The sequence below is a fragment of the Mesorhizobium sp. M4B.F.Ca.ET.017.02.2.1 genome (genome assembly GCF_003998955.1).
GTDB lineage: Bacteria > Pseudomonadota > Alphaproteobacteria > Rhizobiales > Rhizobiaceae > Mesorhizobium > Mesorhizobium abyssinicae.
Genome location: NZ_RZOF01000185.1, coordinates 1 through 12,224, shown reverse-complemented (window position 1 = coordinate 12,224; position 12,224 = coordinate 1). Strand labels below are relative to the sequence as shown.

The window sequence follows — 12,224 nt, the reverse complement described above, 5'->3', positions numbered from 1 at the left end:
ATTCCGCTATTCTGACAAGTCCGACGACGCCGCCGTGACCAAGATGATCCGCGACACCAGGCTGCGCGACCGCGCCGTGCGCGAAATCGAGGAGATGAAGAAGAAGGGGCTATGGAATGCATGATCTTCCTTCTCCCCGTTCACGGGGAGAAGGTGCCCGAAGGGCGGATGAGGGGCAGCACCATGCGTGGAGGAAATGAGTCGAAGGTCACGAGAGCCCGTGAGCTACGGAGGGTTGAGAACGATGCCGAGGACAGATTGTGGCATGAACTGCGCGGACGGCGATTGAACGGCCACAAGTTTGTTCGCCAACTACCGATTGGGCCCTTTTTCGCAGACTTCGCCTGTCGTGAAGCTAATCTGGTCGTGGAAGTCGACGGCAGCCAGCACGCGGGTCGGTCTCGGGATCGATACAGAGATGAAACGATGAATGGAAATGGTTGGTCGGTATTGAGGGTTTGGCACGCGGATGTTTTGAACAGCCGCGCGAGCGTGCTTGATACGATCATCGCAGCCCTTGATGGCCGGCTGGATCGCAAAGTGATTGGTGTCGATGTGAGATTTCTGCCGGCCGCCACGTCGGGAGAGAGACGATGAACGCTTGCGCCGCCCCTCATCCGCCCTTCGGGCACCTTCTCCCCGTGAACGGGGAGAAGGTATAAATGACCCGTCCCGCCAAGAAACCCGACCTTCTGCGCGACAATGAGCTGATCTACGGCAGGTTGCTGACCGTCGACGAGCCGCATCTCATCCAGCGTTACAACAAGGCGCTCGTCGCCTTTGGCCTCAATCCCACCAGGCTGAACAGCTTCCAGATCGACCGCACCGGCTTCTCGCCCGAGGTCGCCGACGAATGCGGCGACTACGACTATCTCGATCCCAACGAGGTCAACCGCCGCTTCATCATCCTGACGCCGTCGCAGATCGACCTGCCGGTGGTCCACACCGCCTTCTCAAACACCTCGCAGCTGATGTTCGAGTTCATGTCCAAGAACCAGCGCGCCATCGACGCGCTGACCATCAAGGACGTCATCTACGGCGAGATCGAGGACTCGGTGCCCAAGGTGGACGATATCGAGGACCTGCTGTCGATCAATCAGGTCGAGTTCAGGGTGCTGTCGGCAGAGGATGTGCTCGGCAAGGCTGCCGAGCTCGGCAAGCTGGTCGACAGGTTGAAGCAGGAGCCCGACGCCTGGCGCGACAACGCCATGCTGGAGCGCAGGGTCGAGCTGGCCAAGGTCTGCGGCGACATCCGCGAGAACGCGCTGGTGCCGGACCAGGTGATCTTCCGCCACAACGCCTACTGGACCAGCCATTTCGGCGGCCTCTACGTCTTCGTCGATCCCGACATGACCACCGTCATCAGCGACCCGGCCGCGCCCGGTTTCCGCCGCTCGCGGCCGTGGCAGGTGAGCTATCTGTCGATCAAGGACGCCGACAAGGTGTTCAAATTCCTCGCCGCGACCGGCCGCATAGAGCTGCCGCGCGCCTCCTGGATCGAAGCCTCCGGCTATCTCGAGCATCGCGCCGAAATGGTGGTGCGGGCGCTGATCCGCGACACCGAGCCGAACCGCAATCTGACCGACGTCGACAAGGTCTGGCTGCAGACCTGGATCCATGGCCATACCGACCTGATCACCAGGGACGGCAATTTCCCCTTCCTCAACGCCGCCAAGCGCGAGATCGCCCAGTATGGCCATCTCAAGATCGAGGAAGTGTTCCCGCAGCAGCGCTTCCTGGTGATCCGCGCCAAGCCCGACCATCCCGATGCCTGGCTGACCAACCAGCTGATCTCCGACTTCGTGCCGCAAGACTTCGTCTCGCGCTACGTCTTCAACAAGCCCGGCTTCTACAGGGACTATGACGGCTTCAGCGACGCCTGGCGCTCGCATGTTGTGGACGTTCTGAAAACCACATATTTGAAAGACAAGGCGGCGTTCCGCACGCGCCTTTACGGCTTGACTGATTGAGGGGTGACGAGAGCCATGCTTGACCCGATTGTGAGTTTCTTCACCCAGATCTTCCAGTGGATCGGCCGCGGCATCGGTCTTCTCGTCGGCGTGGTCCTGTGGCCGTTCATGTGGGCCGGCCGCTGGTATGGGCAGCGCGGCTGGATCCTGAAGGCGGTGGTTGGGCTGGCCTTGCTGGTGCTCATCGGCCTCTACGCCAATTTCTTCTACGCCACCCAGTGGTGGAACAATTTCAACCCGAACTATCCCGACACCTACACGTTCGAGAAGCGCAACGTGTCGGCCGGCGAGCAGGTCTCGGCCGGCGCCGGCACCGATACGGCCAAGACCTGCGGCAATTCGGCGATCGCCCAGGTGGCGGCCGATCTGACCGACTTCAACGTCAACCAGAATGCCTGGATCTCGTCGATGATCCTCTACAAGCTCGGCCTGTTCGGCATCGACTGGGACCATACGCCGTGGATGGATAACAAGGCTTCCTTCCAGCGCGGCATCAACCAGGCGGTTCGGCGCACGGCGACGGAGCTTGCCGACAATCTCGGCCGAGTGCGCACGACCTCGCAGATCGACGCCGATCTCCAGGATGCGCGCGGCAATCTGCAGTTCGACGAGGAGACCTGGTATTTCGGCCTCAATCCGTTCGGTCCGAAGACGCCGACCCCGAGCTACTATCGCGACGCCGTGCGCAAGCTGCGCTCGTTCAACGCAAGGCTGGCCAGCTGCCAGGCGACGTTCGACGCCCGCGCCGACAATCTCAAGCAATATATCGACCGCATCTCGTCCGACATCGGCTCGACCTCGGCAATCCTCAAGGAGCGCGCCGAGAACCACAATGACGGCTGGTTCGATTTCCGCGCCGACGACCGCTTCTGGTTCGCCTACGGCCAGCTCTATGGCTATTACGGCCTGATGAAGGCCGCCCAGGCTGACTTCGAGGACGTCATCAAGGAAAAGCACCTGCAGAACCTGTGGGACACGATGGATTCGCAATTCGTCTCGGCGCTGCGCATCCAGCCCTTCATCATCGCCAACGGCCGCGAGGACGGCTGGCTGCTGCCGACCCACCTGACCACGATGGGTTTCTACGTGCTGAGGGTGCGCTCCAACATGGTCGAGATCAGCAACGTGCTGACGCAGTAGCGGCATCCCCCCACCAAGGGCGCTTGCGGATTTGCGCCGTCGCCCCTGTCGCATTCGGTGCATTGCGCGGCTGTTTTGAGACGGCGGCGCGGCATCCGCTCTGGCTTCTATACGGCGCAACGACCGGGCTCGAGATAGCCGACCCAAAGCGGCCCGGCAGCAGGAACACTCTTTCTTCGCAGGAAACATAGTTGCATGAAAGTTGACGCCGCGGCAGCGACAGGGTTAGAACATGCCCTCACGCCCGCACGGCGTCTCGAACATGCACAGATCATCAAACCCGTCCCCTCCACCGACCAATCCAGAGGAAAGCCGTCATGGCCGAAGTGAAGTCCGACATCGAGATCGCGCGCGCCGCCAGGAAGAAACAGATCCAGGAGATCGGGGCCAAGATCGGCATTCCGACCGAGCATCTCTTGCCCTACGGCCATGACAAGGCCAAGGTCTCGGCCGAGTTCATCAAGTCGGTGAAAGGCAACAAGGACGGCAAGCTGATCCTCGTCACCGCCATCAACCCGACGCCCGCCGGCGAAGGCAAGACGACGACGACGGTCGGTCTCGGCGACGGGCTCAACCGCATCGGCAAGAAGGCGATCGTCTGCATCCGCGAGGCCTCGCTCGGCCCGAACTTCGGCGTCAAGGGCGGTGCCGCCGGCGGCGGCTACGCGCAGGTCGTGCCTATGGAGGACATGAACCTCCACTTCACCGGCGACTTCCACGCCATCACCACGGCGCACAATCTGCTCTCGGCGCTGATCGACAACCACATCTACTGGGGCAACGAACTCGGCATCGACACCCGCCGCGTCGCCTGGCGCCGCGTCATGGACATGAACGACCGGGCGCTGCGCGAGATCATCTGCTCGCTCGGCGGCGTCGCCAACGGCTATCCGCGCGAAGGCGGCTTCGACATCACCGTCGCCTCGGAAGTGATGGCGATCCTGTGCCTTGCCACCGACCTCAAGGACCTCGAGAAGCGCCTCGGCGACATCATCGTCGCCTACCGCCGCGACAAGTCGCCGGTCTATGCCCGCGACCTCAAGGCCGACGGCGCCATGGCGGTGCTGTTGAAGGACGCCATGCAGCCCAACCTGGTGCAGACGCTGGAGAACAACCCGGCCTTCGTCCATGGCGGTCCGTTCGCCAACATCGCCCATGGCTGCAACTCGGTCGTCGCCACGACGACGGCGCTGAAGCTCGCCGACTATGTCGTCACTGAAGCCGGCTTCGGCGCCGACCTCGGTGCCGAGAAATTCTTCGACATCAAATGCCGCAAGGCCGGCCTCAAGCCGGCGGCCGCAGTCATCGTCGCCACCGTGCGCGCCATGAAGATGAATGGCGGCGTCAAGAAGGAAGACCTCGGCAAGGAGAACATCGAGGCGGTCAAGAAGGGCTGCCTCAACCTCGGCCGCCACATCGAGAACGTGAAGCAGTTCGGCGTGCCGGCGGTGGTGGCGATCAACCACTTCACCACCGACACCGACACCGAAATCCAGGCTATGAAGGACTTCGTCAAGGCGCAGGGCGCCGAGGCGATCCTGTGCAAGCACTGGGCGCAAGGCTCCGCCGGCATCGAGGATCTGGCAAAAAAGGTCGTCGAGATCGCCGAATCCGGTGCCTCGCAGTTCTCGCCGCTCTATCCCGACGAGATGCCGCTGTTCGAGAAGGTCAACACCATCGTCAAGCGCATCTACCGCGGCGACGAGGCGATCGCCGACAAGTCGATCCGCGACCAGCTGCACGCCTGGGAGCAGGCCGGCTACGGCAACCTGCCGGTCTGCATGGCCAAGACCCAGTATTCGTTCTCGACCGATCCGAACCTGCGCGGCGCGCCGACCGGCCACACCGTGCCGGTGCGCGAGGTCCGGCTCTCGGCCGGCGCCGGCTTCGTCGTCATCATCTGCGGCGAGGTCATGACCATGCCCGGCCTGCCCAAGGCGCCCTCCTCCGAAAAGATCTTCCTCAACGAGGTCGGCCAGATCGAAGGCCTGTTCTAGGCTTCCTTTCGGCTGCGAAAACAAAGGGCGCCGCTTTCGCGGCGCCCTTTTCATTTGCGGATTTGAGCGCGGCTAAGCTGCATTGCGCGCCAGCGCGCGCTGGTTGGAGGCAAAGATCGTGTCGCGCTCCGGCAAGGCGCCGGTCTTCAGGCAGTCGATCCATTCAGCGGTCTTGAGCACCGCCGCGAAGCGCGACTGCAGGATGATGGTGACCACGCGGTGGATGTCCTCGGCCGAGGCATAGCCGGCGCTGTTGGCGTATGGCACCGAGCCGCTGGCGTCGGAAAGGAACTCGACCGCAAAGCCCATATGCACGGCATGGATGATGGTCGACAGGTCGCAATTGTGCGTCATGTAGCCGACGACCGCGATCGTATCGATGGCATTGGCGCGCAGCCACGCCTCGAGATCGGTGCCGGTGAAGGCTGAGGGCAGCGTCTTCTCGACATAATGGTCGCGACTTCGCCCGGCGATCTCGGGATGCAGCTCGCCGCCATGGCTTCCCTTGGCGAAGATCGGCGAGGTCTCCGGCGCCATCTGCTTGATGACCACTACCTTGACGCCCGCTTCCGACGCCGCGTCCATGGCGCGCGCCACATTGACGACGCTGTCGCCGAACGGCGGATGCTGGATGGCGAGGTTGCCGCCATCATAGTCGTTCTGGACGTCGACGACGACGAGGGCGCGGCGCGGCTGGGCGGTATTGGCTGGTGCGGACATGGCGATCTCCTTTCGATCGGGTTGATGGGCACAAGCTAGGCCCGGCGCCAACGCGGCAAAAGTGTCCCGATTGACATCGTGCGAAAGAATTGGGACAATCTTGCCTGTTTCTCCCGGAGCTCCCATGGCCGACCCGATCGTCACCGTCATCGCCTTCGACGGCATCAGCCCCTTCCACCTCTCCGTGCCTTGCCTGGTGTTCGGCACCGACCGCACCAGGCTCGGCCTGCCGCGCTTCGATTTCCGCGTCTGCGCTATGGAGGAGGGACCGATCCACACCGACGCCGGGCTGACCATCGCCGTCCCGCATGGGCTTGCGGCACTCGACGATGCCGACATTGTCATCATTCCAAGCTGGAAAGACCTCGAAGACCCGCTTCCGGCGACGCTGACCGAGGCGCTCGGCCGCGCCCACCGGCGCGGCGCGCTGATCGTGGGGCTGTGCCTCGGCACGTTCGCAATCGCCGCCGCGGGACTGCTCGGCGGACGCAAGGCGGCGACGCACTGGGCCTATACCGACAGGCTGCAGGCGCTCCATCCCGACATCGCCGTCGACGCCGACGTGCTCTACGTCGACGACGGCGACATCGTAACCTCGGCCGGCGTCGCCGCCGGGCTCGACTGCTGTCTGCATATCGTGCGCGCCCGCTACGGCGCGGAAGTGGCGTTGCGGCTTGCCCGGCATGTCGTGCTGTCACCACACCGGCAAGGCGGTCAGGCGCAATTCATCGAGCGCCCGCTGGCGCCGACCCCGACCGCCGACCGGTTCGCGCAGGCCCTCGACAAGGTGCGGGCGACGCTCGGCGAGGCGCACAGCCTCGACAGCGTCGCCGAGGCGGCCGGCCTCACCCGCCGCACCTTCACGCGCCGCTTCCAGAAGTCGATCGGCACCAGCTTCGGCGACTGGCTGGCCGACCAGCGGATCGCGCTCGCGCAGAGGCTGCTGGAGGCGACGGAGAAATCGATGGATACGGTGGCCTTCGAAGCCGGCTTCGGCAGCGCCACCTCGCTGCGCCAGCATTTTTCCGCGCGGCTCAAGACCTCGCCGATGCAATATCGGCGCGAGTTCTCCAGGAGTGCCGGTGCCAAAAGGCCGACACACGCCGCAATGTTTTGACCCGAACCGGCAAGCCGCTCAACGCTGCCTGACCGGACGCGCCGGATTGCCGACCACCGTGGTGTTCGCTGCGACGTCGCGGGTAACCACGGCGCCTGCGCCGACGATCGCGCCCTCGCCGATGTTGACGCCGCCGAGGATGATGGCGCTGCCGCCGATCCAGGCATCGGCGCCGATCGTCACCGGTTTGGCGATCTCCAGGCCCGCCTGCCTTCCTGCAGCCTCCCGGTGATGCTCGGCGCAGTAGATCTGCACATTGGGCCCAAGCAGCGTTCGCTTGCCGATGCGCACCGGCGCCGTATCGAGGACCGTGCAGCCGGCATTGAGGAAGACACCATCTCCGAGAAAGAGGTTGAACCCGTAGGCGCAGTGGAACTGCCCCTCGATGCGCGCCCCCTCGCCCGCGTTTCCCAACAATGACCGTAAGGCCGGGCCGATGTCGCCGCGCTGCCGGGGCGGCAGGCCGTTGTGCTCGAACACCGCATCGCGCGCGGCAACGCGCAGCGCTTCCAGTTCCTGATCGACGCAAGTGTACCACTCGCCCGCCGCCATCTTCATGCGCTCACTTGTCGTCATGGCCGCGTCTCCATCGAATTACTGCCAAAGCACAATCCTTTGCTGGGCGAAAGCCTGCTGGCCAAATGTCCGGCCTATGCTAGCTTGCTCGCGCCGGACTGCGAGGTCCTGACATCGAGGGGGTCAATCATGCTTTATCTGCTTGCATTGCTGATCGGGGTCGTTGCCGGGCTCCGCGCCGGAACGGCACTTGCCGTCACCGCCTGGGGCGCCTGGCTCGGTTGGCTGCCGGTCGCCGGCAGCTGGGCGAGTTTCATGGGGCACTGGATCGCCGTCGGCATCTCCACCATCCTGGGGGTCGCCGAGCTGATCACCGACCAGTTGCCGTCGACGCCGAGCCGCAAGGTGCCGCAGCAGTTCGGCGCCCGCGTCATCATCGGCGCCTTTTGCGGCGCCGTGCTCGGCGCGACCGGCGGCGCCACCATCGGCGGCCTGATTGCCGGCGCCATCGGCGCCGTGATCGGCACGCTTGGCGGCGCCGAGTTCCGCGGCCGGCTGGCGGCAGCTTTCGGCAAGGACCCGCCCGCCGCCTTCATCGAGGACGCCGTCGCGATCATCGGCGGCCTGCTGATCGTGGCGGCCGTGGCATGACGGCAAAAACCTTCGACGCCATCATCATCGGCGCCGGCCAGGCCGGCACGCCGCTCGCCGGCCGGCTGAACGCGGCCGGCATGAGCGTGGCGCTGGTCGAGCGCAAGCTCGTCGGCGGCACCTGCGTCAACACCGGCTGCATCCCGACCAAGACGATGGTGGCGAGCGCCTACGCCGCCCATCTCGCCCGCCGCGCCGCCGACTATGGCGTGACCTTATCCGGCCCGGTGGGCGTCAACTACAAAGCGATCAAGGCGCGCAAGGACAAGGTGTCGGGCGCTTCCCGCACGGGGCTGGAAACCTGGATCGCGGGCATGGAGAAATGCACGCTCTACCGCGGCCATGCGCGTTTCGAGTCCGCCAACACCGTGCGCGTCGGCGACGAGCTGCTGACCGCGCCGAAGATCTTCCTCAACACCGGCGGCCGCGCCGCCGTTCCCGACCTGCCCGGCGTCGAGGAGGTGCCTTACCTCACCAATTCCTCGATGATGGATCTCGACGTGCTGCCCCGCCATCTCGTCGTCGTCGGCGGCAGCTACATCTCGCTCGAATTCGCGCAGATGTTCCGCCGCTTCGGCTCCGAGGTGACGGTGATCGAAAAGAGCCCGCGGCTGACCGGCCGCGAGGACGAGGACGTCTCGGCTGCCATCCTGTCGATCCTCCAGAACGAAGGCATCACGGTGCATCTCGGCGCCGAAGACATCAGTTTTGCCAAGCAGGGCAGCGATGTCGCCGTCACCTTCGCCGCCGGCAAGCCGCCCGCCGTCGGTTCGCATGTGCTGCTGGCGCTCGGCCGCAACCCCAACACCGACGATCTCGGCCTCGACAAGGCCGGCGTCGAGGTCGACAGGCGCGGCTTCGTCGTCGTCGACGACCAGTTGCGGACCAGCGTGCCCGGCATCTGGGCGATGGGCGACTGCAACGGCAAGGGCGCCTTCACCCACACCTCCTACAACGACTTCGAGATCGTCGCCGCCAACCTGCTCGACAACGATCCGCGCAAGGTCAGCGACCGCATCGAGGCCTATGCGCTCTACATCGATCCGCCGCTCGGCCGCTGCGGCATGACCGAGGCCGCGGTGAGGAAATCCGGCCGCCGCGCGCTGGTCGGCCAGCGGCCGATGACCCGCGTCGGCCGCGCCGTGGAAAAAGGCGAGACGCAGGGCTTCATGAAGATCCTGGCCGACGCCGACACCGGCGAGATCCTCGGCTGCTCGGTGCTTGGTCCGGGCGGCGACGAGGTGATCCACTCGGTGCTCGACCTGATGTATTCCAAGGCGCCGATATCGACGCTGGCGCGTGCCATGCACATCCACCCCAACGTCTCCGAGCTTCTGCCGACCATAGCCCAGGAGCTGAAGCCGCTGGCCTAGTGTCGCCATCGGCGTGGTTTGCGCCCATAGCGCCTCGGCCTGGACCAATCGACAGCGCAATCGCAAAAGTGCATGGGTTCGCCTCTTTCCCGGAGGCCTCCATGCACAGATCGATCGAACGCATCGCCGGCGACAGCGAGGGTGTTTCCTACGAATTCCCGGTCCTCCGCTTCGAGGGGACGGACAAGGCGGCGCCTTCGGCCTATCTGCAGGCGGCACTCCATGCCGGCGAACTGCCGGGCGTGGTCGCCATCGACGCGCTGATGCCGATGCTCGCCAGGGCCGAAGCCGAGGGCCGCATCAGGGGCGGCATCACCATCGTGCCCTGGGCCAACCCGATCGGCCGCGCGCAGTACCATTTCGGCGAGCATCAGGGCCGCTTCCATCTTGGCACGCGCACCAATTTCAACCGCGGCTTCCCGCTGCTTGCCGCGCCTGACACCGCGCTTTTGCCCGATACGACTCTTGCCACACCCGACCAGCGGCTGAAGTCGCGACTGCTGCAACTCTCGCTCGGCCATGACATCGTGCTCGACCTGCATTGCGACGACGAGGGCCTGCCTTACCTCTACATCCACACCAGCCTGTGGCCGGCGATGGCCGATTGCGCGGCGGCCATGGGCGTCGATGCGGTGCTGTTGTGGAACGAGGACACTGACGGCACCTTCGAGGGCGCCTCGATCATGCCCTATCAGAACGTTCCGGCCGAAGTCGCGCGTTTTGACCGGCGGGTCGCCACCACGGTCGAGTATCGCGGCATACTCGACGTCGACGGCGAATTGGCCGCTGCCGATGCCGAGGGGCTCTATCGGCTGCTTGTCGCGCGCGGCGTTGTCGCCGATCCCGCCTTGGCCACGCCCGGCGCCTTCACCGGCACCGTGGCGCCGCTGGAAAACATCGACATGATGCCGGCGCCGAAGGGTGGCGCGGTCGTCTATGACGTGAAGCCCGGCGACCGCGTCGCCAAGGGAGCGCGGCTCGCCAAAATCGTCTACGCCCCGGGCGAAACGGGCGGCAGCACGGAAGTGTTCGCGCCCCAGGCCGGCCTTATCCTGACCAGGCGTTCGCGGCGCATCATCCGCGCCGGCGAAGACCTTCTGAAGCTGGTCGGCGACAAAAGGAGCGACGACGCAAGGTCGGGAACGCTGGAGGACTGAGAGAGGCAGGCCCTTTACCAGCTTCGTGGAATCCAGTTGCGCGGCCGTTCATTCGCCGCTATGGGAATCCCATGAACATGCGCTCGAACAAGACTGTTTGGTGGTGGGCTCGCTGACAGCGGCCTGTTCGAACGCGTGCGCGTGAATAGAGAGGGTGGCCGCAACGGAATGTCCGGGCGGCCATTTGTTTTTTAAGCCATTCCCGGGTCCGTTGCCCAAAACGCTGATGGAGACGGCAATGACGACAAAAGTTCTGGACAACGGGGCCGAGCGCTTCGTCACCGCCGGCGGCGTGACGATAACGCGCGAGCGCCACGACCGGCCCTATGACGGGGCGATCGACGCCTATGTCGATGGCCTCAATTCGCGGCGCGGCGCGGTGTTCTCCTCGAACTACGAATATCCGGGCCGCTACACGCGCTGGGACACCGCCATCATCGACCCGCCGCTGGTGATCTCGGCGCGCGGCCGCGCCATGCGCATCGAGGCGCTAAACGGCCGTGGCGAGGCGCTGCTGCCGGTGATCGGCAAGACGCTCGCGGGATTAAGCGAGGTAACGATCGCCGAGTCCACGAGGAAGCTCATTCGCCTCGATGTGGCAAAGCCCGGCCGTGTCTTCACCGAGGAAGAGCGCAGCCGCGTGCCTTCGGTGTTCACGGTGCTGCGCGCCATCACCGCCCTGTTCAAGACCGAGGAAGACGCCAATCTCGGGCTTTATGGCGCCTTCGGCTACGACCTCGCCTTCCAGTTCGACCCGGTCGACTACAAGCTCGAGCGCAAGGACAGCCAGCGCGACCTGGTGCTGTTCCTGCCCGACGAGATCCTGGTCGTCGACCACTATTCGACCAAGGCCTGGACCGATCGCTACGACTATTCCGGCGAGGGATTTTCGACCGAAGGCCTGGCCCGCGACGCCGCCGTCGAGCCGTTCAGGACTGCCGACCGCATCCCGCCGCGCGGCGATCACGAGCCCGGCGAATACGCCAATTTGGTGCGCCGGGCGATGGAGAGCTTCAAGCGCGGCGATCTGTTCGAGGTGGTGCCCGGCCAGATGTTCTACGAGCGCTGCGAGACCGAGCCTTCCGAGATCTCCCGTAAGCTGAAATCGATCAACCCGTCGCCCTATTCCTTCTTCATCAATCTCGGCGAGGGCGAATATCTGATCGGCGCCTCGCCGGAGATGTTCGTGCGCGTCAATGGCCGCCGCGTCGAGACCTGCCCGATCTCGGGCACGATCAAGCGCGGCGACGACGCCATTTCGGACTCCGAGCAGATCCTGAAGCTGCTCAACTCCAAGAAGGATGAGTCCGAGCTCACCATGTGCTCGGACGTCGACCGCAACGACAAATCTCGCGTCTGCGATCCGGGCTCGGTGCGTGTCATCGGCCGCCGCCAGATCGAGATGTATTCGCGCCTGATCCACACCGTCGACCATATCGAGGGGCGGCTGCGCGAGGGCATGGATGCCTTCGACGCCTTCCTGTCGCACGCCTGGGCGGTCACCGTCACCGGCGCGCCGAAGCTCTGGGCCATGCGCTTCATCGAACAGAACGAGAAGAGCCCGCGCGCCTGGTATGGCGGGG

At 64.9% G+C, this 12,224-nt stretch carries 11 protein-coding genes; 9 read left to right on the top strand and 2 right to left on the bottom strand.

Translation table 11 applies throughout. From position 1 onward, the window contains the following. The first annotated feature begins 183 nt into the window (after positions 1 to 183). The 4 genes from EN738_RS20850 (at position 184) to EN738_RS20835 (ending at position 5,107) form a co-directional block, all read left to right on the top strand. Positions 184 to 597, top strand: a complete 414-nt coding sequence (locus EN738_RS20850) for a DUF559 domain-containing protein (RefSeq protein WP_127285354.1) — start codon at positions 184 to 186, stop codon at positions 595 to 597. A 65-nt stretch (positions 598 to 662) separates the two neighbouring features. Beyond that, positions 663 to 1,970, top strand: a complete 1,308-nt coding sequence (locus EN738_RS20845) for a DUF6638 family protein (protein ID WP_127285353.1) — start codon at positions 663 to 665, stop codon at positions 1,968 to 1,970. Positions 1,971 to 1,985: 15 nt separating this feature from the next. After that, a complete protein-coding gene (locus EN738_RS20840; protein ID WP_127285352.1) occupies positions 1,986 to 3,110 on the top strand; it encodes a DUF2333 family protein in 1,125 nt (374 codons plus the stop codon). 317 nt (positions 3,111 to 3,427) lie between these two features. Further along, positions 3,428 to 5,107, top strand: a complete 1,680-nt coding sequence (locus EN738_RS20835) for a formate--tetrahydrofolate ligase (protein WP_127285351.1) — start codon at positions 3,428 to 3,430, stop codon at positions 5,105 to 5,107. 72 nt (positions 5,108 to 5,179) lie between these two features. Here EN738_RS20835 and EN738_RS20830 read toward each other — a convergent pair whose 3' ends face one another. Continuing rightward, positions 5,180 to 5,827: a cysteine hydrolase family protein gene (locus tag EN738_RS20830; RefSeq protein WP_127285350.1), complete on the bottom strand. Its 648-nt coding sequence runs from the start codon at positions 5,825 to 5,827 to the stop codon at positions 5,180 to 5,182. 124 nt (positions 5,828 to 5,951) lie between these two features. On the opposite strand from EN738_RS20830, the gene EN738_RS20825 reads away from it, so the two are divergent. Continuing rightward, complete coding sequence (locus EN738_RS20825; RefSeq protein WP_127285349.1) at positions 5,952 to 6,944, top strand: helix-turn-helix domain-containing protein; 993 nt, start codon at positions 5,952 to 5,954, stop codon at positions 6,942 to 6,944. 18 nt (positions 6,945 to 6,962) lie between these two features. Here EN738_RS20825 and EN738_RS20820 read toward each other — a convergent pair whose 3' ends face one another. Then, positions 6,963 to 7,520 (bottom strand): sugar O-acetyltransferase, encoded by a 558-nt coding sequence (locus tag EN738_RS20820; RefSeq protein WP_127285348.1) that lies wholly within the window; start codon positions 7,518 to 7,520, stop codon positions 6,963 to 6,965. A gap of 129 nt (positions 7,521 to 7,649) precedes the next feature. On the opposite strand from EN738_RS20820, the gene EN738_RS20815 reads away from it, so the two are divergent. The 4 genes from EN738_RS20815 to EN738_RS20800 all read left to right on the top strand — a co-directional run. Continuing rightward, positions 7,650 to 8,111 (top strand): DUF4126 domain-containing protein, encoded by a 462-nt coding sequence (locus EN738_RS20815; protein WP_127285347.1) that lies wholly within the window; start codon positions 7,650 to 7,652, stop codon positions 8,109 to 8,111. Beyond that, positions 8,108 to 9,484, top strand: coding sequence for an FAD-containing oxidoreductase (locus EN738_RS20810; RefSeq protein WP_127285346.1), 1,377 nt, complete (start codon positions 8,108 to 8,110; stop codon positions 9,482 to 9,484). The genes EN738_RS20815 and EN738_RS20810 overlap by 4 nt, the downstream gene beginning before the upstream one ends. Before the next feature lie 101 nt (positions 9,485 to 9,585). Then, a complete protein-coding gene (locus EN738_RS20805; protein WP_127285345.1) occupies positions 9,586 to 10,641 on the top strand; it encodes a succinylglutamate desuccinylase/aspartoacylase family protein in 1,056 nt (351 codons plus the stop codon). 238 nt (positions 10,642 to 10,879) lie between these two features. Continuing rightward, positions 10,880 to 12,224, top strand: a 1,345-nt coding sequence (locus EN738_RS20800) for an anthranilate synthase component I (RefSeq protein ID WP_127285344.1), incomplete at its 3' end; no start/stop codon positions are given.